The organism is Streptomyces silvae, assembly GCF_016745505.1.
In the GTDB taxonomy this organism is placed as follows: Bacteria; Actinomycetota; Actinomycetes; order Streptomycetales; family Streptomycetaceae; genus Streptomyces; species Streptomyces silvae.
This window is the reverse complement of sequence record NZ_JAERUC010000134.1, coordinates 29,488-49,435: the sequence shown is the minus strand read 5'-3', so window position 1 is coordinate 49,435 and position 19,948 is coordinate 29,488. Positions and strand designations below refer to the sequence as shown.

Below are 19,948 nucleotides of genomic sequence, written 5' to 3'. Positions count from 1 at the left end.
GACCATAAAGAAGGAGGCGGCGTGACGCTCGCCGACGTACTCGATCCCCTGCAGCAGCCCCTGGTGACGGTCCTGGACACCCCGGTCAGCTGGACCGAGGTGCTGGGCTTCGGCAGTGGTGCGCTGTGCGTCTGGCTCGTCGCCCGCCAGCACCTCGCCAACTGGCCGATCGGCATCGCCAACAACCTGTTCTTCATCCTGCTGTTCGCCCAGTCCGGTCTGTACGCCGACGCCGGCCTCCAGATCGTCTTCATCTCCCTCGCCGCGTACGGCTGGTGGACCTGGACCCACGGGGGTGGACCAGGGACATCCGTCCTGCCGGTGCGGAGCACCACCCGCACCGAATGGACCTGGCTGCTCGCGGCGGGGGCGGTGGGGACCCTCGCGCTCACCCTGCTGCTGTCCCGGGCCACGGACTCGACCGTGCCGTTCTGGGACGCCCTCACCACCTCGCTGTCCCTGATGGCGACGTACGGGCAGTGCCGCAAGCGCGTCGAGTCCTGGTGGCTGTGGATCGCCGCCGACCTGGTCTACATCCCGCTGTACGCGTACAAGGAGCTCTACCTCACCTCCCTGCTGTACGCCGGTTTCCTGACCCTCTGCCTCGTCGGACTGCGCAACTGGAACCGCGACCTGACCGCCGGCCGGCGCGAGGACGCGGTGGTGCCGGTATGAGGCGCCACGGGCACGGGCTGGTCCTCGGCAAGTTCTATCCGCCGCACGCCGGCCACCACCACCTCGTGCGCACCGCGCGGGACCGCTGCGAGCGGCTCACCGTCCTGGTCTGCGCCGCCTCGGTCGAGTCCGTACCGCTGGCCGACCGGGTCGCCTGGATGCGGGACGCGCACCCCGACGTCCGGGTGGTGGGCGCCGTCGACGACATCCCCATGGACGTCACCGACGCGGCGGTCTGGGACGCCCACATGGACGTCTTCACCGCGGCCGTGCCCGAACGGGTCGACGCCGTCTTCACCTCCGAGGCGTACGGCGAGGAACTGGCCCGCCGCTTCGGCGCGGAGTCGGTCCTCGTCGACCCCGGCCGCACCCTCTTCCCCGTCTCGGGCACCGCGGTCCGCGCCGACCCCATCGGCTGCTGGGACTACCTGGAGCCCCCCGTGCGGGCCGGGATCGCCCGCCGGGTCGTCGTCCTCGGCGCCGAGTCCACGGGCACCACGACCCTGGCCCTGGCGCTCGCCGAGCACTACCGGCGGCGCGGCGGTATCTGGGCGCGCACGCGGTACGTCGCCGAGTACGGACGGGAGTTCAGCGAGGCGAAGCTCGCCGCCCTGCGCGAGCGGTGGCCCCACGCCCAGTGGGAGGACGTTTCCTTCACCACCGACGACTTCCCCCTGATCGCCGAGACGCAGAACGCCAGGGAGGAGGCCGCCGCGCGGGCCGGCTCTCCGGTGCTCTTCTGCGACACCGACTCCTTCGCCACCACCGTCTGGCACGAGCGCTACATCGGCGGCCGCAACCCGCTCGTCGAGAAGACCGCCGACCGGGTCACCCACCACCTCTGGCTGCTCACCGGCCACGAGGGTGTCCCGTTCGAGGACGACGGGCTGCGCGACGGGGAGGAGCTGCGGCCCTGGATGACGGACCGCTTCCGCGCCGAACTCACCCGTACCGGAAGGCGGTTCGTCGAGATCACCGGGGGCCGGGCCGAGCGCCTCGAACGGGCGGTCGCCGCCGTGGACGAACTCCTCGCCGCCGGATGGAACTTCACCGCGCCCCTGCCGGAGCGCCGATGAGCACCGCGCCCGAGGGGTACGACCCCCACGCCTTCGTCCCCTTCGCCGTCACCGTGGACCTCGCCGTCTTCACGGTCCGCGAGGCGCGGCTCCACGTGCTGCTCGTGGAGCGCGGCGAGGCCCCCTACAAGGGGCGGTGGGCGCTGCCCGGCGGATTCGTCCTGCCCAGGGAATCCGCCGAGGAGGCAGCCCGCCGCGAGCTCGCCGAGGAGACCGGCCTCACGAAGAAGTCCGTGTGCTCCTTCCACCTGGAACAGCTGCGCACCTACAGCGATCCGGACCGCGACCCCCGGATGCGGGTCGTCTCCGTCGCCTACGCCGCACTCGTGCCCGACCTCCCCGAACCCCGGGGCGGCGGGGACGCGGCGCACGCGCAGTGGTGGGACGCGGCCTCCACCGGGCCGCTCGCCTTCGACCACGACCGCATCCTGGCCGACGCGCACGACCGGATCGGCGCCCGGCTGGAGTACTCCTGCCTGGCGACCGCCTTCTGTCCCGCCGAGTTCACCCTCGGGGAGCTCCAGGAGGTCTACGAGACCGTCTGGGGCGTCGAGCTGGACCGGCCCAACTTCCGGCGCAAGGTCCTCACCACGCCCGGCTTCGTCCAGGCCGTGGACGGACCGCCGCGCCGCACCGGCGGACGGGGGAAACCGGCCGCCCTCTACCGGGCGGGTACCGCCACCGCCCTGCATCCACCACTCCTGCGCCCGGAAGGACGCCCTGAAGGACGGACATCATGATTCCGACACGGATTCTCACCAAACAGGCGGCCACCGGCACGCTGACCGGGCTCGCGCTCGGCGACGCGCTGGGCTTCCCCACCGAGTTCAACGACGTCCCCGCGATCCTCGCGAAGTGCGGGCCCTGGCGCGGGATGCGGCTCCCGGAGCCCGCGTTCGTCACCGACGACACCCAGATGACGCTCGCCCTGGGGCGTGGCATCCGGACCGCCATGGACCAGGGACTCCTGACTCCGGAGCGGATGACCGGCCCGGTCCGGCAGGAGTTCGTCCGCTGGAACCGCTCGCCCGACAACAACCGCGCCCCCGGCCGCACCTGCCTGGAGGCGTGCGCGCTGCTGGAGGGCGACCGGGTCTGGCAGGAGGCCAGCCGTACGGGCTCCAAGGGCTGTGGCGCCAACATGCGCGTCGCACCTGTCGGCCTCGTGCCCGGCCTCAGCGACGAACAGCGGGCCGGGGCCGCCCAGCTCCAGGCCGCCCTCACGCACGGCCACCCCACCGCCCTCGCGGCCTCCGACCTGACGGCCCGCGCGGTGCACCTCCTCGCCCAGGGGGCCGAACCGCTCGGCCTGGTGGGCCAGTTGCGCTCGTACGCGTACGAGAACCGCGGCCGCTACCTCACCCGGTGGCTCGGTGACCTGTGGCGGTACACCCATGACGCCTCGCCCGAGGCGTTCATCAGCCGTGGCTGGGACGAGTGCCTGGCCGCGCTGGCGACCGTCCAGGACGCCCTCCAGCGGCCGTCGCCGGAGACCGACCCGTGCGAGCGCACGGGCGACGGCTGGATCGCCGAGGAGGCACTCGCCACCGCCCTGCACTGCTTCCTGCTCTTCCCCGAGGAACCCCTGACCGCCCTGCGCCGGGCCGCCTGCACCCGGGGCGACTCCGACTCCATCGCCTGCCTCACGGGCGCACTGGCCGGCGCGCACCTGGGGGCGGGTGCCTGGCCCAAGGAGTGGTCGGAGCGCATCGAGTACCGCAGCGACCTGCTGTCGCTGGCCGCGCTCTGGGACGCTTGATCCATGCACAGTGACACGACGCTCCTGCGAGAGGCCGGGCTGCCGGTCACCGACCTGACCCCGGTCCTCGGACAGGAGCCCTGCCCGCTGCTGTTCGCCACGGTCTCGGGCGCCCATCTGTACGGCTTCCCCTCGCGGGACTCGGACGTGGACCTGCGGGGGGTCCACGTCCTGCCCGCGGAGGACCTCGTCGGTCTCCGTACGCCGGAGGAGACGCGGTCACGGATGTGGGACCACGACGGGGTCGAGATGGACCTCGTCACCCACGACCTCCGCAAGTTCGTCCGCCTCATGCTCAAGCCCAACGGCTATGTGCTGGAGCAGCTGCTGTCCCCGCTGGTGGTGCACACCACGGAGCTCCACGCCGAACTCGCCGCGCTGGCCCCGGCGGTGGTGACCCGCAACCACGCCCACCACTACCGGGGGTTCGCCGGGACGCAGTGGCGGCTCTTCGGGAGGACCGGCGAGCTGAAGCCGCTCCTCTACACGTTCCGCGCACTGCTCACCGGCATCCACCTGATGCGCACCGGCACGCTGGTGGCGCATCTGCCGACGCTGCTGGGTGAGGTGACCGCGCCCGGCTACCTGCCCTCGCTGATCGAGGTGAAGGCGGAGGCCGAGCACGGGGCGGCGCGGCTGCCCGACGGTCCGGCCGTCGCGCGTGACGTCGAGGCGCTCCATGCCGTGCTCGACGAGGCACAGGCCGGCTCCCGGCTCCCCGACGCGCCGTCGGGCTTCGACGCCCTGCACGAACTCGTCGTCCGCGCGCGGCTGGGGGAGACCGTCCCGGCCTGACGGCCCCGCTTCCTCACCCGCGTTCGCGCAGGTGGGAGCGGCGGCCGTCCCGGTCGAAGATGCCGAGGACCTCGGCCGGGCCGCCGACGGCCCCCAGTGCGTGCGGGAGCATCGTCGTGAACTCCGCCGCCTGCCCCTCCTCCACCCGCAGCCGCCGTTCCCCCAGCACCAGCAGCGCCGTGCCGGACAGCACCGTGAACCACTCCCGGCCGGGGTGCGCCTTGAGTGCCGAGGGGCCTTCGGCGGGTGGGGCGGTCAGCCGTATCCGGGCCACGGTGACGCCCGGGTCGCCGCGCATCGCCCACTGGGTCAGGCCTCGCGCCAGATCACGCGTGGGGTTCATCACGACGTCGTCGGCGTCCGTCTCGACGAGCTGGTCGAGCGAGGTGCCCAGCGCCCGGGCGATCACGGTGAGCTGGTCGAGCGCGATCCTGCGGTGGCCCGTCTCGATCCTGCTGAGGGTGGAGGGGCTGAGGTGGCAGCGGGCGGCGAGATCGTCGAGCGACCAGCTGTGCGCCGCGCGCAGGGCCCGGATCCGCATGCGTACGAGGCCGTCCAGATCACTTCCTTCTTGCGTCATGGGCAAGAGAGTATGCGGTGGGCGCAAAGATTCGTAGGCTCGGTGTCATGACATCCGCCGCTTCCCCCTCCCACTCGCACTCCCACGCCGCCGCCTCGCACCACCACGGTCCCGGTCATCACCATGAGCACGGGCACGACCACGGGCACGACCACGCCGACACCGGCCAGGACGACGTGCTCGCCGAGGTGCTCGACCTCGACGCCGCGATTTTCGCCCCGTACCTCACCGCGGTGACCGGCCGGGTCGCCGACCTCGCCGGGGACGGCGTCACCCACGTCGTCGACCTGGGATCGGGCACCGGAACCGGCACGTTCGCCCTGCTGGAACACTTCCCCCGGGCCCGGGTGACCGCCGTCGACAGCTCGCCCGCGATGCTCGCCCGGCTCGTCGAGGCGGCCCGCGCAAAGGGCCTGGGCGACCGGGTGGACACCCTGGAGACGGACGCGGGCACCGGGCTCGCCGGCCTCACGGACGCCGACCTCGTCTGGGCCTCGGCCTCCCTGCACCACGTGGACGACCCGGCCGCCGCCCTCACCGGGGTCCGCGCCGCGCTGCGCCCCGGCGGACTGCTGGCCGTCGCCGAGCTGGACGGACTGCCGCGCTTCCTCCCGGACGACGCCGTGGCCGGCCGCCCCGGCCTGGAGGCCCGGTGCCGTGCGGCGCTGGACGGCCTGCACGCCGAGCAGGTGCCGCATCTGGGCGCCGACTGGGGTGCCCTGCTGGCCGCCGCCGGCCTCACCGTCGAGGAGGAGCGCACGGAGCTGCTGGAGCTGCGCGCGCCGCTGCCCGCCGGTACGGGTGAGTACGCCCACCTCGTGCTCGGCCGCATCCACGGCGCCCTCGACGGCCGGGCGGACCCCGCCGACCTCGCGGCGCTCTCCACCCTGCTCGACGGCGGCCCCGCGGACGTCCGGCACCGGGACGACCTGGTCGTCCGCTCGACCCGGCAGCTGTGGGTGGCGCGACGCCCCGCGGACGCCGCCGCCCAGCCGTAGGCCGCCCGCGGCGCGCCGCCCGCCGTCAGCCGCGCGCCGACGCCCGCCGGGCCCGTACCAGGAACGCCTCCACGCGTTCCCGGTCGGGCTCCGGGGGCAGCGGGGAGCGGGCGGCCGCCTCGTCGTTCTCCTCGGCCAGGCGCGTCATCCGGCGCTCCACCTCGGCCCACGGGACCTCGCCCCGCTTCACCGCCAGCAGCTCCTCGCGCGCGTCCCCGACCCCGATCCTCAGCTCGCCCGTCCGCAGCAGGTCCCGGCCGGACGCCAGCAGCCGCAGCAGGTGCATGGCGTGCTTCCAGCGCGGAGCGCCGTGGGTCCGCACATCGGCCTCCAGCTTCCGCCGCTGGCCGAGTGCGTAGCGTACGAACGTCCCGTGCGCCTGCCGGGACAGGAACGCGCCGCGCAGACCGATCAGCTCCCGGCCCGTGGCGTCGACGTGCTCCACGAGCGGGGAGTGCAGGCACTCCAGCACATTCGGGTTCGCCCGCAGCGCCAGCTCGCAGAAGCGCTCCAGCTCCCACGAGAACTGCTCGTCCGCCGGCCCCTCGACATGTGTCGGCGGCTTCGTGAAGCCCCAGAACAGCGGGGTGGGGGCGAGGAACACCCCGCGCCGGTCCGTGTCGCTGTCGTCGGTGGCCAGCCCGAAGGCGCGGGAGCCCATCACACAGGAGTAGACGGTATGCTCCCGTACGAGCCGCTCGCCATCAGGGGTGATCATGCGCGCGAGGGTACGCGGCCACCGTGTCCCCCGTTAAGCGAGCCGGATGCTGCCGCCCTCCACGGTGATCCGCTCCGCCGGCAGCGGGCGCGTCGCCGGGCCCTGTTCGACCGCCCCGTCCTCGACGCTGAACCGGCTGCCGTGGCACGCGCAGTCGATGGTGCCGTCGGCGACCGAGGACACGATGCAGCCCGCATGGGTGCACACCGCGGAGAAGGCCTTGAACTCGCCGGCGGCCGGCTGGGTCACCACGACCTTCCGGTCCTCGAAGATCGTGCCGCCGCCCACCGGGATCTCGGACGTCCTGGTCAGTTCCGCGCCCCCGGAGGCGGGCGGGGAGCTCTCGCCGCCCCCGCCCCCGCCGGACGACCCGCAGCCGGTTACCAGGGCCGCGGCTCCCGCCGACAGGACCGTCCTTCGCCGTGCGTTCATGGCTCTCCTCACAGGGGGTCGATGCGTCCGGACGGACGAGAGGCATCGTGACCCCGCCGGGCGCCCCGGCCGCGCAGACACGGCGGCACGCACCCCCACCGTGTTCTCAGCGTTCCGCCGTGCCCGCGTCGTGCCTGAGCTGTGCCCGCGTCGTGTCGCGCCGTGTCTCACGGACAGAGCACCGTGACCGGCGGCGCCGCCGCACCTCTACGCTGAAAGGGCACGCAGCACGAGGCGACGAGGGGTACGACGACGTGGCGGTACGAGCAGTCCGTGGAGCCGTCCAGCTGGACCGGGACGAAGCCGGTCACATGGACGAGCGGGTGAGTGAACTCCTCACCGCGGTCCTGGAGCGCAATCAGCTCGTCGCCGACGACCTGATCAGCGTCTGGTTCACCGCCACCCCCGACCTGCACAGCGACTTCCCGGCCGCGGCGGCCCGGGGCCTCGGTATCGTCGACGTACCGCTGATCTGCGCCCAGGAGCTCGACATCGCCGGGGCCATGCCCCGGGTGGTCCGCATCCTGGCGCACGTGGAGACGTATCTCTCCAAGTCCGAGATCAGCCACGTCTACCTCGGCGCCACCGGCGCCCTCCGCAAGGACATCGCCCAGTGAGAACAGCCCTCGTCATCGGTACCGGCCTGGTCGGCACCTCCGCCGCCCTCGCCCTCGCGGGGCGCGGCGTCCAGGTCCACCTGGCCGACCGGGACCCGTCGTCGGCGCACACCGCCGCCGCCCTCGGCGCCGGCACGGACGAGGCGCCCGAAGGCCCCGTCGACCTGGCGATCATCGCCGTACCGCCCGCCCACACCGCCTCCGTGCTGGCCACGGCGATGCGTGACGGGGCCGCGCGCGCCTATCTCGACGTCGCCAGCGTCAAGGGCGGCCCGCGCCGTGAGCTGGAGGCGCTGGGCGTCGACCTCACGCCGTACATCGGCACGCACCCCATGGCCGGCAAGGAGCGCTCCGGGCCCCTCGCGGGCACCGCCGACCTCTTCGAGGGCCGCCCCTGGGTCCTCACCCCGACCCGGGAGACCGACACAGAGGTCCTCAACCTCGCCCTGGAGCTGGTCGCGCTCTGCCGGGCCGTCCCCGTCGTCATGGACGCCGACGCCCACGACCGCGCCGTCGCCCTGGTCTCCCACACCCCGCAGCTGATCTCCTCGATGGTCGCCGCCCGGCTGGAGGAGGCCGACGAGACCGCCGTACGCCTGTGCGGCCAGGGGATCAGGGACGTCACCCGCATCGCGGCCTCCGACCCCCGGATGTGGGTGGAGATCCTCTCCGCCAACCCCGGCCCGGTCGCCGACGTGCTGGCGGGCGTCGCCACCGACCTGGAGGAGACGGTCCGGGCGCTGCGCGGCCTCCAGTCCGCCGACGAGGACAAGCGCCGCACCGGCACCGAAGGCATCGAGGACGTCCTGCGCCGCGGCAACGCCGGCCGGGTCCGGGTCCCCGGCAAGCACGGGGCGGCCCCCGCGTCGTACGAGATCGTCGCCGTGCTCATCAGCGACCGGCCGGGCGAGCTGGCGAGCATCTTCGCCGACGCCGGGCGGGCCGGCGTCAACATCGAGGACGTCCGCATCGAGCACGCCACCGGCCAGCAGGCCGGACTGGTCCAGCTGATGGTCGAGCCCAGCGCCGCACCCGCGCTCGCCGCCGCCCTCGGCGAGCGCGGCTGGTCGATCCGCCCGTAGCGGGCCGGGGGAACGGGCCCGGAGACAGGGGTGCAAAGGCGCTTCGCGCACTCGGTAACCTTGTGGGGAGGGCGGCGCCCCGGTCTGCCCTGCCCCGCTCCGCCCGTCCCCGTGTACCAGGAAGGTGTCCACCACCGTGGAAACCGTAAGCGCCGCCGCCCGGACCGCCCCGGCCGCAGTGATCGTCGCCATCGACGGCCCCTCCGGCACGGGCAAGTCGAGCACCTCCAAGGCCGTCGCCGCGCAGCTCGGCCTGAGCTACCTGGACACCGGCGCCCAGTACCGGGCGATCACGTGGTGGATGCTGAACAACGGCATCGACGTGCAGAACCCGGCCGAGATCGCCACGGCCGCCGCCAAGCCGGTCATCGTCTCGGGCACGGACCCGTCCGCCCCGACGATCACCGTCGACGGCGAGGACGCCTCGGGCCCCATCCGCACCCAGGAGGTCACCTCCAAGGTCAGCGCCGTCAGCGCCGTCCCCGAGGTGCGGGCCCTGATCACCGAGCTGCAGCGCTCGATCGCCAAGGAGGCCGAGCGGGGCATCGTCGTCGAGGGCCGTGACATCGGCACCACCGTGCTCCCCGACGCCGACATCAAGATCTTCCTGACCGCCTCCCCGGAGGCGCGCGCCGCCCGCCGCAGCGGTGAGGTCAAGGGCTCCGACCTGGCCGCGACCCGGGAGGCGCTGATCAAGCGGGACGCCGCCGACTCCGGCCGCAAGACCTCGCCGCTGGCCAAGGCCGGTGACGCCGTCGAGGTGGACACCACCGACCTGACCCTGACGCAGGTCATCGAGTGCGTCGTCACCCTCGTCGGGGAGAAGCAGGCCGCGAAGTGACCGAAGCCACCACCGCTCCGACCCTGCGCGGAGCGGCCGTCGGGCGTGGGATCGGCATCGGGCTCATGTACGGGCTGTTCAAGCCCCGTGTGCTCGGCGCGTGGCGCGTCCCCACCACGGGACCCGTCATACTCGCGGTGAACCACGCGCACAATCTCGACGGACCGATGCTGATGGGCACCGCGCCCCGGCCCGTCCACTTCCTGATCAAGAAAGAGGCGTTCGTCGGCCCCCTCGACCCGTTCCTGCGCGGAATCGGGCAGCTGAAGGTGGACCGTACGACCGTCGACCGCAACGCCATCACGCAGGCACTCGGCGTGCTGGACGACGGCGGGGTCCTCGGGATCTTCCCCGAGGGCACCAGGGGCGAGGGCGACTTCGCCTCCCTGCGTGCGGGGCTCGCGTACTTCGCGGTACGCGGCGCGGCGCCGATCGTGCCCGTCGCGGTCCTGGGAAGCACGGAGCGCCGCGGACGGTTGATATCGGCACTGCCTCCGCTGCGCAGCAGGGTCGACGTCGTCTTCGGCGACGCCTTCCAGGCCGGCGACGGCAGCGGGCGGCGGACCAGGAAAGCACTGGACGAGGCGACGCTGCGCATCCAGGGTGAGCTGACCGCTCACCTGAAGAACGCCAGGCGCCTCACCGGACGCCTGTGACACTTGAGTAGTGGGCCGCGCGATCGTGGCCCATCGATGATGATGCAAAGAGGAACGGACTTCATGAACGACCAGATTCACTCCGACGGCTCGGACCACGAGCACGGAGCACTTGGCGATGCCGAGTACGCGGAGTTCATGGAGCTCGCCGCGCAGGAGGGGTTCGACCCCGAGGAGGTCGAGGGCGCGATCGGTGCGGCCGGTCACGGACCGCTTCCCGTGCTCGCCGTCGTCGGCCGCCCGAACGTCGGCAAGTCGACCCTGGTGAACCGGATCATCGGCCGCCGTGAGGCCGTCGTCCAGGACAAGCCCGGCGTCACCCGTGACCGCGTCAGCTACGAGGCCGAGTGGGCGGGCCGCCGCTTCAAGGTCGTCGACACCGGCGGCTGGGAGCAGGACGTGCTGGGCCTCGACGCCTCCGTCGCCGCCCAGGCCGAGTACGCGATCTCGACGGCCGACGCGGTCGTCTTCGTCGTCGACGCGACGGTCGGCGCGACCGACACCGACGAGGCCGTCGTCAGGCTGCTGCGCAAGGCCAAGAAGCCCGTCGTCCTGTGCGCGAACAAGGTCGACGGACAGAGCGGCGAGGCCGACGCCACCGCGCTCTGGTCGCTCGGCCTCGGTGAGCCGCACCCCGTCTCCTCGCTGCACGGCCGCGGCACCGGCGACATGCTGGACGCCGTCCTGGAGGCCCTGCCCGAGGCCCCGGCGCAGACCTTCGGCACCGCGCTCGGCGGCCCGCGCCGCATCGCGCTCATCGGCCGCCCGAACGTCGGCAAGTCCTCGCTGCTGAACAAGGTCGCCAACGAGGACCGTGTCGTCGTCAACGAGCTGGCCGGCACCACCCGCGACCCGGTCGACGAGCTGATCGAGCTCGGCGGCGTCACCTGGAAGTTCATCGACACGGCCGGTATCCGCCGCAAGGTCCACCTCCAGGAGGGCGCGGACTACTACGCCTCGCTGCGTACCGCGGCCGCCGTGGAGAAGGCCGAGGTCGCCGTCATCCTGATCGACTCCAGCGAGTCCATCAGCGTCCAGGACCAGCGCATCGTCACGATGGCCGTGGAAGCGGGCCGTGCGGTCGTCCTCGCCTTCAACAAGTGGGACACCCTCGACGAGGAGCGCCGCTACTACCTGGAGCGCGAGATCGACACGGAGCTCGCGCAGGTCGCCTGGGCCCCGCGCGTCAACGTCTCGGCCGTCACCGGCCGGCACATGGAGAAGCTGGTCCCCGCGATCGAGACCGCGATCGAGGGCTGGGAAACCCGTGTCCCCACCGGCCGGCTGAACGCCTTCCTCGGCGAGATCGTCGCCTCCCACCCGCACCCGGTGCGCGGCGGCAAGCAGCCCCGCATCCTCTTCGGCACCCAGGCGGGCACCAAGCCGCCGCGGTTCGTCCTCTTCGCGTCCGGCTTCCTGGAGCACGGCTACCGCCGCTTCGTCGAGCGCCGTCTGCGCGAGGAGTTCGGCTTCGAGGGCACGCCGATCCACATCTCGGTGCGGGTGCGCGAGAAGCGCGGCCGCAAGAAGTGACCCGGTGACACGGCGAAGCCCCGGACCACCCGCGCGAGCGGGGGGTCCGGGGCTTCGCCGTGTCCCTCAGGCGTCCGTGGAGCCGGGCGGCAGCGCCGCGGGCCGGGCCCGCCCCGCATGCCGTCCGACCCGCTGCCAGGAGCCGGGGTTGCCGCTGCCCGCGCTGTGACTCCCCTGGGCGTTCGCCGTCGTACGGCCGCTCAGCGGTGCACGGCTGCCGAACATCCCGATTCCGAACGTTCTGAAGCCGAGATTCTCCTCACCGGTGCGGTCCCCGGGAAGCGCCCGGAACGATCGCCTGTACTCGGAGTACAACGCGTCGTAGATCGGGGTGGGGGACTTACCGCCCGAGGGCTCCTGCGACGGGCGCATGGCCGGAATCGGGGTCTGCTGCTGGCGTGGAGGGTCGTATGAGTGCACGTAGGTGCCAACGACCTCACCGCCCGTCGGATGCGGGCCCGACGGAGAAAACGATGTTCGGCCGGGGGCGGAGGGCAGCGACGGCACCGTCAGGTCCCGGCGAGCGGCATCGTCGCGGCGACCAGGAGACCGTTGACCGCGGCCTTGTCCAGCGCGTCACGGAGCAGGTCCTCGCGCGGCTGCTGGCCGATGGAACCGGCCGGGGCGGCGAAGACCAGCACGCTCTGCGCCTTGTTGGCGGCCGTGCGCCAGCCCTCGGTGACCTGGAGCGGCTGGTGCGCCTGCCACCAGGCGACCGGGCTGCCGCCGCCGGCGCCGGGCTGCAGCACCGCGTGCAGCTGGCCCATGGCGAGGAGGACCGACCAGCCGGGGAGGACCCCGGGGAGCCGGTTCAGATGGGGCGTGGGCTGGAAACCCTGCTCCAGCAGCAGCTGGAGGAACTGGTCGCCGCCGCTGCCGTCCGTGCCGGGCCGGGCGATCGGCCCGGTCGGTTCGACGACCAGGGCCGGGCGGAGGTCGTCCTCGATCAGGACGAGACCGCTGGTGATGCCGAGGACGGCCTGTTCGGGCATGAGGCCCTCCGGATTCTGTGGCTCGCTGCCGGTGATGGACCGCACGGCGCCCTGGAGCTGGTCCTCCGCGACCTGGACGACCTGCGAGGGGATGCAGGTCGCGTGGGCGAAGGCGAGCACGGCGGTCTCCTCGCCCACGAACAGCACCGTGCTGGTGCGCTCCTGGTCGGAATCGCCGGGGGTGCGGCACGAGGTGCAGTCGTAACTGCCTGGGGCACTGTCGCCGACGAGCAGCCGGTCGGCTTCGGCATCGCCGATCTCGGCGCGTACGTCCTCGCTGACGTCGAGCATGCGCGGCACGGGTGGCTCCTCGAACTCGGTGCGTGGGCCGGGTGGTTCCCGGCTCATGAAGAGACAACGGAAGACCCGGGGCCGGAGTCACGCGCGAAATCGGGGGATTAGGAGCCGGAGCCGGCGGACCGGGGGAGCGGGTGGATCGCGCACACGATCCGGAGCCGAACATTCCGCGTAAGGGCCCGTGATGCGCGTACTTCCGTTCGAAATGTCACGGGTCTGTACGACTCCTGTGCGAATGCTGTGGCAGGACATGACGCCACGTAAGGTCCGTTGCAGACCAGTCGAACAGGGGAAACGACTACGTAATGCACATTTCATTTCTGCTCCACAACGCGTACGGCATCGGGGGAACGATCCGTACCACCTTCACGCTCGCCGGAACGCTGGCCGAGCAGCACGACGTCGAGATCGTGTCCGTCTTCCGCCACCGCGACGACCCGAAGCTCGGGGCGCCCGCCGGTGTGCGGATGAGTCACCTCGTCGACCTGCGCAAGTCGAGCCCGGAGTACGAGGGATCCTCCGCCGAACATGCGAGGCCCGCCTCCGTCTTCCCGCGTGGCGACACCAGGCACCGGCAGTACAGCAGGCTCACCGACAGCCGCATCGCGGCCCATCTGGGCCGGCTGGAGGCCGATGTCGTCGTCGGCACGCGCCCCGGGCTCAACGTCCACATCAGCCGTCAGGCGCGGCGCGGTCCGGTGCGCGTCGGCCAGGAGCACCTCACGCTGGAGAGCCACGGCTACCGGCTCCGCCGGGAGATAAGCCACCGGTACGCGCAGCTCGACGCCGTCACGACCGTCACCGAGGCCGACGCCCGGGACTACCGCACCGGTCTGCGGCTGCCCGGCGTGCGGATCGAGGCCATCCCGAACAGCGTGCCCGAGCCCGCGGGCCCGCCCGCCGACTGCGACGCCAAGTGGATCGTGGCGGCGGGCCGGCTGCACCGCGTGAAGCGCTACGACGTGCTGATCCGGGCCTTCGCCGAGATCGCGGCGGCGCGACCGGAGTGGCGGCTGCGAATCTACGGCGCCGGGGACGCCTCGGGCAACGAGCAGCAGCCCCTGCGCACGCTCGTCGACGAGCTGGGACTCAGGGAGCGGGTGTTCCTCATGGGTTCCGCCGACCCGATGGAGGAGGAGTGGCCCAAGAGCTCCATTGCCGCCGTCACCTCCGAGCGGGAGTCGTTCGGCATGACGATCGTGGAGGCGATGCGCTGCGGGGTGCCCGTCGTGGCGACCGACTGCCCCCACGGCCCCGCCGAGATCATCGCCGACGGCACGGACGGACGGCTGGTGCCGCTCGGGGACACCGGCGCCTTCGCCAAGGCCCTGCTCGGCCTGATCGATGACGACGGCCTGCGTCACCGGATGGGCAAGGCCGCACGGGCCTCCGCCGCGCGCTTCGACCCCGCGCCGATCGCGGAACGGCACGATCGGCTCTTCGCCGAGCTGGCCGCGCAGGGCGGGGGAGCGGGATCGCAGAGCCTTCTGCGCAGCGCCTACCACCGGTCCAGGGGGACCGTGCTGGACGGGGCGTACGCGCTGCGTTACAAGGCGGCCGGGGTGATCCGCCGAGGGCGGGCCTGACCCGGAGCGGCACCCGGACGCCGCGCGAGCGTCCGGATGCCGCACCCCGGACCGTCGTATTCCGGATGGGTAGGGTGCCCCCTCGGGTCCCTTCGCCGGAGGGCCCCGGGGGCGCGGCGCGGAAAAGTAAGGCAGGCATAAGGGCGAGTGAATTCGAGGTGGCGCGCCCGTATATTCCTCTTTTCCGCAGCCCCCGGAAAATGCGGTCACACCCCGTATCCGCCGTCCGTCCCTTTACCCCGGCGGACTCTTCCCGGCGCATTCACATGCGGTCTTTCAATTCGGGCGGTATGCCGTCCGGGTGAAGTGGCCCTCCGTACACGCGCGTGGGGATCCTGTGACACAAGCGTGACAGCCGAGGTGTACGGGGATGTGCCGGGACCCGTGCCCGCGATCGCTTCCGCCAGGGCGCGGGGCGGCCTACGGTGAGGGGTATGGCACCTGTACCGACCCCACCCGCCCAGCCGGACGACACCCCCGAGTCCTACGTCGGCCTCGACGCCGACGCCGCCGAACGGCAGGCCAGAGCGCGTGGCTGGAGCACGGTCCGGGCTCTTCCGCCGGGCACCGTCATCACCATGGAGTTCCGCGGCGGACGCATCAACTTCGAGGTGGACGCCTCGACCGTGACCCGCTGCTGGGTCGGCTGAGCCCGGCCCCCGACGGAAGAAGGCCCCGACGTGAGTCGGGGCCTTCTCCATGAGCCGTGCCGTGCCCGGCTCCCGTGCGGGTCAGGGGGCGACCGGACCGCCCGCCACCGGCCGCGAGGGGCCGGCGCTGCTGTTCCTCGGGGAGCGGTCCGCGTGCGGCGGGCGGCGCGAGCCGGCCGGGGCCGGCGGCGTCCGCTCCGGACGCACAGGATGCGCAGGGTGCGCCCGGGCCCTGGTGGCCGCGCCGGGATGACCGGCGGCCCCGGGCGCCTGGCCCGTGCTCGCGGCCTCCTGGACGCCCTCCGCGGCCGCTCCGCCGCCCAGCGCCTGCGGCAGCAGGACCGGCTCGGGGGTGGTCACGGGAGCCGGTGGAACGGGCTCCCGGAGCCCGCGGCGGTTCCGCCACTGCTCACGCACGGAGAGGATCCAGACCTCGGTGCGCGTGATCAGCGGCTCGAACCAGGGCAGGGCGAGCAGGATGAGCAGACCGGCCGCCCAGCCCAGCAGCACGTCGCTGAGCCAGTGGGTGCCGATGTACACGGTGGTGAGTCCCACGCCCAGGGAGACGAAGGCCGACACGGCCGACAGATAGCGCCTGGCCCGCGGCGTGGTGGCCAGATAGGCGAGGATTCCCCAGGTCACGACGGCGTTGGCGGTGTGACCCGAGGGGAATATATCGCCGCCGGCGAAGAGCTCGGCCGAGCCGATCTGGGTGGCGTAGTGCGGACCGAGCCGCCCCAGCCCGAGCTTGACCGCGCCCACCGACAGGTTGAGCAGCAGCAGGGAGGCGCCCAGCGTGAGCAGCGGACGCAGTGTGTGCTGGCGCCAGGAGCGCCAGCCGAGCCAGGAGGCGACCATCACGGCCGTGGGGCCACGCTGGCCGAGCACGACGTAGTAGTCGAGGAAGGCGTGGAGCTCCGGCCACTGCTGGTAGGGCCGGAACAGCATGACCTTCCAGTCGAGGGCCACCAGCCAGGACGAGACCAGCACGGCGACGACGATGGCGAGATAGAACGCCAAAGTCCCGCCGAAGAGAGCGATGCGGTGACGACTCATCCGCGGGGTCTCTATCTTCGGCGGTTCCGGCTCCCGGTCCAGACGGGCAAAGATGTCGGTACGCACGCAATGGACGTTACAGCGAGTGAGTGTGTGATCCGGCCGATCCCGCGTCTTTGTGATGACGATGTGATGTGGACTTTGTCTCAGACCGGTATCTATTCCTCGTGCGCCGGGGAATGGTTTCGGCCCGTCCCCTATTAGTTCCGGGCCCTATTCGTAGAAATGTTTGGGTGTCGATGAAATGGCTCGGCGTGACCATGTCCCGGTGGGCGCTGCGCCATTCGGGTGAGCCGCCGGACGCGGGGCGGCCGCGCCGCCGGGGCGCCGGGGCGACGCCCGGACGTCACCCCGCGTACAGGGGCCGGAGTGGTGTACGCCACACTCGGTGGCCGGTGAACGTATGAGCTGCACCACGTGTGACCATCGGGAACTCGCGTACGCTGACGGCTCACTCGCCCGTCGATGCCGGGCCCGGGGGACGCCGTGAGCCGGATCCCCAGCGGGTCTGCCGAGCGCGAGGGACTCATTGTGGGAGGTACGTACATGACCGGGACGTCCACGGCCGTGAGCAGGCTGCGCGCAGCGGCCGACGGTGCCAACCGCTGGGTCGTCCTGGTCGTCCTCTGCCTCAGCCTGCTGCTCGTCGCGCTCGACGCGACCGTGCTGCACGTGGCCGTCCCCGCCGTCACCGAGGACCTGCGGCCCAGCGCCGTCGGCCTGCTGTGGATCGTGGACGCCTACCCGCTGGTCTGCGCCTCGCTGCTGATCCTCTTCGGGACGCTCGGTGACCGGATCGGCAGACGGCGTGTCCTCCTCTTCGGTTACGCGCTCTTCGGCCTGGCCTCCGCGCTCGCCGCGACGGCGGGGTCACCCGGGGTGCTGATCGCGGCACGCGCCCTGCTCGGCGTCGGCGGCGCGATGATCATGCCGGCCACGCTCTCGATACTCCGCCAGGTCTTCCCCGACCGCCGCGAGCGTGCCCTGGCCATCGGCATATGGACCGCGGTCGCCGCGGTCGGCGCCGCGACCGGGCCCGTCATCGGCGGCTTCCTGGTCGAGCACTACTGGTGGGGCTCCGTCTTCCTGATCAACATCCCGCTCATGGCGCTCATCCTCCCGGCCGGGCGCTGGCTGCTGCCCGAGTCGCGCGGTGAGGACGACGGCCCCTGGGACGTGCTCGGCGCGCTGATGGCCGCGGGGGGCGTGCTCGGGGTCGTCCTCGGAATCAAGCGGATCGGCGGCGGTGAGGGCGTGCTGAACCCCGCCACCCTCGTGCCGCTGTTCGCCGGAGCCGCCCTGCTCGTCCTCTTCGTACGCAGGCAGAAGCGGCGCACCCATCCGCTGATCGACATCGCGATGTTCTCCCGGCCCGCCTTCACCACCGCGGTCGGCTGCATCGTGCTCGCCATGCTGGCCCTGGTCGGCCTGGAGCTGATCGCCGTCCAGTACCTCCAGCTGGTCCTGGACCTCAGTCCGCTGGAGACCGGCCTGCGGCTGCTGCCGCTGACCATCGCCGCCATGGCCGCCGGCGCCACGGGCTCGTACACCCTGAGCCGTGTCGGTCCGAGGCGGATGGTCGGCTGGGGCTTCGTGCTCACGGCGGCCTCGGTGCTCCTGCTGACGCTGATGGGCCAGCACGACCGGCCCGTGCTGCTGACCGCCGGCTTCGTCCTGCTGGGCTTCGGGCTCCAGTCCACGCTCTTCGGGGCGTACGAGTCGATGCTGAGCGAGGCCCCGGCCGAGCGGGCCGGCGGCGCGGCCGCGATCGGCGAGACCTCGTACCAGCTCGGCGCCGGCATGGGGATCGCCCTGCTCGGCAGCGTCATGAACGCGGCCTACGCGCCGGGGCTCTCCCGGCTCCACGAGGAGGGCGTGCCCGCCGCCGCCGGGTCGGCCGCCTCGCACTCGCTGGGCGAGGCCTACCAGGTGGCCGGCCGGCTGGGCGGTCCCATGGGCGACCTGCTGCGGAACACGGCCCGCCACGCCTTCGTCGACGGTCTGCACATCACCCTGCTGGTCAGCGCGGGCCTCCTGCTGCTCGGGGCGCTCGCCGCGCTGCGCCTTCCGCGCGTCATGGACTGCCCTCCGGCGAAGGGGGCCTGCGGCGAGCGGACCGCCGCCGTCCCGGAGCAGGCCGCGAGGCCCGCGGCGGCGGGGCCCGCGCCGTCCGGCGAGCCCCGCCGGCTCCCGGTGCCGGACGCTCCGGCACGCCGGGCCGCCCTTCCCGCGCGGCGCCAACCCGCCGAGGCCACCGGCTCTGGACGATCGGCACGCTGAGCCGTAACGTCGGCACGGCGCCGTAACTACCACTGCTAGTTTTTAGTACCGTGGCGCGTTCTCTGTACCGTGCGAGCCGCCGGAGGCACCCATGTCCACCACCGAGTCCGCGAAGCCGTCAGGATCCCCGAAGAGCCAGCCGTTCGATCCGGGCGACCCCCTGGGCATCGACGACCTCCTCGACCCCGAGGACCTCGCGATCCGGGACACCGTGCGCACCTGGGCCGCCGACCGGGTCCTCCCGCACATCGCCGAGTGGTACGAGAACGGCGAGCTCCCCGGCATCCGCGACCTCGCCCGCGAGCTGGGCTCGCTCGGCGCGCTGGGCATGTCCTTGCAGGGCTACGGCTGCGCCGGGGCGAGCGCCGTCCAGTACGGCCTGGCCTGTCTGGAGCTGGAGGCCGCCGACTCCGGCATCCGCTCCCTGGTCTCCGTCCAGGGCTCCCTCGCCATGTACGCCATCCACCGCTTCGGCTCCGAGGAGCAGAAGCAGCAGTGGCTGCCCGGCATGGCGGCCGGCGAGACCATCGGATGCTTCGGCCTCACCGAGCCCGACCACGGATCGGACCCCGCCGGGATGCGGACGTACGCCGAGCGGGACGGCGACGACTGGGTCCTCACCGGCCGCAAGATGTGGATCACCAACGGCTCGGTCGCCGGGGTCGCCGTCGTATGGGCGCAGACCGACCAGGCCGGCGGCGGCTCGGGGATCCGAGGGTTCGTCGTGCCGACGGACAGCCCCGGCTTCTCCGCCCCCGAGATCCGGCACAAGTGGTCGCTGCGCGCCTCGGTCACCAGCGAGCTGGTCCTGGACGGCGTGCGGCTGCCCGCCGACGCGGTCCTGCCGGGCGCCACCGGGCTGCGCGGCCCGCTCAGCTGCCTCAGCCACGCCCGCTACGGAATCGTCTGGGGGGCCATGGGCGCCGCGCGCGCCAGCTTCGAGGCGGCCCTCGACTACGCGAAGTCCCGTGAGCAGTTCGGCAGGCCCATCGGCGGATTCCAGCTCACCCAGGCCAAGCTCGCGGACATGGCCCTGGAACTCCACAAGGGCATCCTGCTCGCCCACCACCTGGGCCGCCGGATGGACGCCGGCCGGATCCGCCCCGAGCAGGTCAGCTTCGGAAAGCTCAACAACGTGCGGGAGGCGATCGAGATCTGCCGCACGTCACGCACGATCCTCGGCGCCAACGGGATCTCGCTGGAATACCCCGTGATGCGGCACGCGACGAACCTGGAGTCGGTGCTCACCTACGAGGGCACCGTGGAGATGCACCAGCTGGTGCTGGGCAAGGCGCTCACCGGCCTGGACGCCTTCCGGTAGGGCT

21 protein-coding genes are annotated in these 19,948 nt (G+C 72.6%); 15 read left to right on the top strand and 6 right to left on the bottom strand.

Annotation, left to right across the window (positions count from 1 at the left end):
* Window positions 1–21: 21 nt before the first annotated feature.
* The 5 genes from pnuC to JKV81_RS20170 are packed head-to-tail and all read left to right on the top strand — an operon-like array spanning window position 22 to window position 4,305.
* The gene (pnuC, locus tag JKV81_RS20190; RefSeq protein ID WP_129261773.1) at window positions 22–675 is read left to right on the top strand and encodes a nicotinamide riboside transporter PnuC; all 654 of its coding nucleotides are present in this window, start codon (window positions 22–24) and stop codon (window positions 673–675) included.
* Window positions 672–1,751 (top strand): AAA family ATPase, encoded by a 1,080-nt coding sequence (locus JKV81_RS20185; protein ID WP_202077047.1) that lies wholly within the window; start codon window positions 672–674, stop codon window positions 1,749–1,751. Before pnuC ends, JKV81_RS20185 begins: the two co-directional genes overlap by 4 nt.
* A complete protein-coding gene (locus JKV81_RS20180; protein WP_099177889.1) occupies window positions 1,748–2,491 on the top strand; it encodes an NUDIX hydrolase in 744 nt (247 codons plus the stop codon). Before JKV81_RS20185 ends, JKV81_RS20180 begins: the two co-directional genes overlap by 4 nt.
* Window positions 2,488–3,510: an ADP-ribosylglycohydrolase family protein gene (locus JKV81_RS20175; protein WP_129261769.1), complete on the top strand. Its 1,023-nt coding sequence runs from the start codon at window positions 2,488–2,490 to the stop codon at window positions 3,508–3,510. The genes JKV81_RS20180 and JKV81_RS20175 overlap by 4 nt, the downstream gene beginning before the upstream one ends.
* A gap of 3 nt (window positions 3,511–3,513) precedes the next feature.
* A complete protein-coding gene (locus JKV81_RS20170; protein ID WP_202077045.1) occupies window positions 3,514–4,305 on the top strand; it encodes a nucleotidyltransferase domain-containing protein in 792 nt (263 codons plus the stop codon).
* 13 nt (window positions 4,306–4,318) lie between these two features.
* Here the strand turns inward: JKV81_RS20170 and JKV81_RS20165 are convergent, their stop codons facing one another.
* Window positions 4,319–4,885: a helix-turn-helix domain-containing protein gene (locus JKV81_RS20165; RefSeq protein WP_129261765.1), complete on the bottom strand. Its 567-nt coding sequence runs from the start codon at window positions 4,883–4,885 to the stop codon at window positions 4,319–4,321.
* A 47-nt stretch (window positions 4,886–4,932) separates the two neighbouring features.
* Between JKV81_RS20165 and JKV81_RS20160 the strand changes: the two genes are divergently transcribed.
* Window positions 4,933–5,883, top strand: coding sequence for a class I SAM-dependent methyltransferase (locus tag JKV81_RS20160; protein ID WP_202077043.1), 951 nt, complete (start codon window positions 4,933–4,935; stop codon window positions 5,881–5,883).
* Between the two features lie 25 nt (window positions 5,884–5,908).
* On the opposite strand, the gene JKV81_RS20155 is transcribed toward JKV81_RS20160, so the two are convergent.
* Together JKV81_RS20155 and JKV81_RS20150 are read right to left on the bottom strand one after the other, a co-directional pair.
* Window positions 5,909–6,601: a nucleotidyltransferase domain-containing protein gene (locus tag JKV81_RS20155; protein ID WP_202077042.1), complete on the bottom strand. Its 693-nt coding sequence runs from the start codon at window positions 6,599–6,601 to the stop codon at window positions 5,909–5,911.
* Window positions 6,602–6,634: 33 nt separating this feature from the next.
* Entirely contained in the window at window positions 6,635–7,033 is a 399-nt protein-coding gene (locus JKV81_RS20150) for a Rieske (2Fe-2S) protein (protein ID WP_129261759.1), read from the bottom strand.
* Between the two features lie 254 nt (window positions 7,034–7,287).
* On the opposite strand from JKV81_RS20150, the gene aroH reads away from it, so the two are divergent.
* The 5 genes from aroH to der all read left to right on the top strand — a co-directional run bounded on the left by aroH (window position 7,288) and on the right by der (window position 11,762).
* Window positions 7,288–7,650, top strand: coding sequence for a chorismate mutase (gene aroH / locus JKV81_RS20145; protein ID WP_124279503.1), 363 nt, complete (start codon window positions 7,288–7,290; stop codon window positions 7,648–7,650).
* Entirely contained in the window at window positions 7,647–8,732 is a 1,086-nt protein-coding gene (locus JKV81_RS20140) for a prephenate dehydrogenase (RefSeq protein ID WP_202077040.1), read from the top strand. Before aroH ends, JKV81_RS20140 begins: the two co-directional genes overlap by 4 nt.
* 124 nt (window positions 8,733–8,856) lie before the next feature.
* The gene (gene cmk, locus JKV81_RS20135) at window positions 8,857–9,573 is read left to right on the top strand and encodes a (d)CMP kinase (protein WP_129261755.1); all 717 of its coding nucleotides are present in this window, start codon (window positions 8,857–8,859) and stop codon (window positions 9,571–9,573) included.
* Window positions 9,570–10,229 carry a lysophospholipid acyltransferase family protein gene (locus JKV81_RS20130; RefSeq protein ID WP_129261753.1) on the top strand — a complete coding sequence of 220 codons (660 nt, stop codon included), beginning with the start codon at window positions 9,570–9,572 and terminating at the stop codon, window positions 10,227–10,229. Before cmk ends, JKV81_RS20130 begins: the two co-directional genes overlap by 4 nt.
* A gap of 63 nt (window positions 10,230–10,292) precedes the next feature.
* Window positions 10,293–11,762 (top strand): ribosome biogenesis GTPase Der, encoded by a 1,470-nt coding sequence (der, locus tag JKV81_RS20125; protein WP_129261751.1) that lies wholly within the window; start codon window positions 10,293–10,295, stop codon window positions 11,760–11,762.
* Between the two features lie 66 nt (window positions 11,763–11,828).
* Here the strand turns inward: der and JKV81_RS20120 are convergent, their stop codons facing one another.
* Both JKV81_RS20120 and JKV81_RS20115 read right to left on the bottom strand, forming a co-directional pair.
* Window positions 11,829–12,134 (bottom strand): hypothetical protein, encoded by a 306-nt coding sequence (locus tag JKV81_RS20120; protein WP_124279507.1) that lies wholly within the window; start codon window positions 12,132–12,134, stop codon window positions 11,829–11,831.
* Between the two features lie 137 nt (window positions 12,135–12,271).
* Window positions 12,272–13,054, bottom strand: coding sequence for a DUF8842 C-terminal domain-containing protein (locus JKV81_RS20115; protein ID WP_099177902.1), 783 nt, complete (start codon window positions 13,052–13,054; stop codon window positions 12,272–12,274).
* Window positions 13,055–13,356: 302 nt separating this feature from the next.
* On the opposite strand from JKV81_RS20115, the gene JKV81_RS20110 reads away from it, so the two are divergent.
* Window positions 13,357–14,637: a glycosyltransferase family 4 protein gene (locus JKV81_RS20110; RefSeq protein ID WP_202077038.1), complete on the top strand. Its 1,281-nt coding sequence runs from the start codon at window positions 13,357–13,359 to the stop codon at window positions 14,635–14,637.
* Between the two features lie 434 nt (window positions 14,638–15,071).
* Window positions 15,072–15,287 carry an I78 family peptidase inhibitor gene (locus JKV81_RS20105; RefSeq protein ID WP_124279509.1) on the top strand — a complete coding sequence of 72 codons (216 nt, stop codon included), beginning with the start codon at window positions 15,072–15,074 and terminating at the stop codon, window positions 15,285–15,287.
* 81 nt (window positions 15,288–15,368) lie between these two features.
* Here the strand turns inward: JKV81_RS20105 and JKV81_RS20100 are convergent, their stop codons facing one another.
* Entirely contained in the window at window positions 15,369–16,409 is a 1,041-nt protein-coding gene (locus JKV81_RS20100) for a phosphatase PAP2 family protein (protein WP_202077036.1), read from the bottom strand.
* 480 nt (window positions 16,410–16,889) lie between these two features.
* Here JKV81_RS20100 and JKV81_RS20095 point away from each other — a divergent pair, with 480 nt between their 5' ends.
* Complete coding sequence (locus tag JKV81_RS20095) at window positions 16,890–18,623, top strand: MFS transporter (RefSeq protein WP_202077034.1); 1,734 nt, start codon at window positions 16,890–16,892, stop codon at window positions 18,621–18,623.
* A 91-nt stretch (window positions 18,624–18,714) separates the two neighbouring features.
* Complete coding sequence (locus tag JKV81_RS20090) at window positions 18,715–19,944, top strand: acyl-CoA dehydrogenase family protein (RefSeq protein ID WP_129261744.1); 1,230 nt, start codon at window positions 18,715–18,717, stop codon at window positions 19,942–19,944.
* Window positions 19,945–19,948: the final 4 nt, after the last annotated feature.

What these genes read in the sequence shown, in the direction of transcription:
- JKV81_RS20160 (WP_202077043.1), top strand. Translation starts at nt 4,933, where the DNA reads ATGACATCCGCCGCTTCCCCCTCCCACTCGCACTCCCACGCCGCCGCC.
- JKV81_RS20090 (WP_129261744.1), top strand. Translation starts at nt 18,715, where the DNA reads ATGTCCACCACCGAGTCCGCGAAGCCGTCAGGATCCCCGAAGAGCCAG.
- der (WP_129261751.1), top strand. Translation starts at nt 10,293, where the DNA reads ATGAACGACCAGATTCACTCCGACGGCTCGGACCACGAGCACGGAGCA.
- JKV81_RS20165 (WP_129261765.1), bottom strand. Translation starts at nt 4,885, where the DNA reads ATGACGCAAGAAGGAAGTGATCTGGACGGCCTCGTACGCATGCGGATC.
- JKV81_RS20110 (WP_202077038.1), top strand. Translation starts at nt 13,357, where the DNA reads ATGCACATTTCATTTCTGCTCCACAACGCGTACGGCATCGGGGGAACG.
- JKV81_RS20155 (WP_202077042.1), bottom strand. Translation starts at nt 6,601, where the DNA reads ATGATCACCCCTGATGGCGAGCGGCTCGTACGGGAGCATACCGTCTAC.
- JKV81_RS20170 (WP_202077045.1), top strand. Translation starts at nt 3,514, where the DNA reads ATGCACAGTGACACGACGCTCCTGCGAGAGGCCGGGCTGCCGGTCACC.
- JKV81_RS20150 (WP_129261759.1), bottom strand. Translation starts at nt 7,033, where the DNA reads ATGAACGCACGGCGAAGGACGGTCCTGTCGGCGGGAGCCGCGGCCCTG.
- JKV81_RS20185 (WP_202077047.1), top strand. Translation starts at nt 672, where the DNA reads ATGAGGCGCCACGGGCACGGGCTGGTCCTCGGCAAGTTCTATCCGCCG.
- JKV81_RS20105 (WP_124279509.1), top strand. Translation starts at nt 15,072, where the DNA reads ATGGCACCTGTACCGACCCCACCCGCCCAGCCGGACGACACCCCCGAG.
- JKV81_RS20120 (WP_124279507.1), bottom strand. Translation starts at nt 12,134, where the DNA reads ATGCGCCCGTCGCAGGAGCCCTCGGGCGGTAAGTCCCCCACCCCGATC.
- JKV81_RS20095 (WP_202077034.1), top strand. Translation starts at nt 16,890, where the DNA reads ATGACCGGGACGTCCACGGCCGTGAGCAGGCTGCGCGCAGCGGCCGAC.
- JKV81_RS20175 (WP_129261769.1), top strand. Translation starts at nt 2,488, where the DNA reads ATGATTCCGACACGGATTCTCACCAAACAGGCGGCCACCGGCACGCTG.
- JKV81_RS20180 (WP_099177889.1), top strand. Translation starts at nt 1,748, where the DNA reads ATGAGCACCGCGCCCGAGGGGTACGACCCCCACGCCTTCGTCCCCTTC.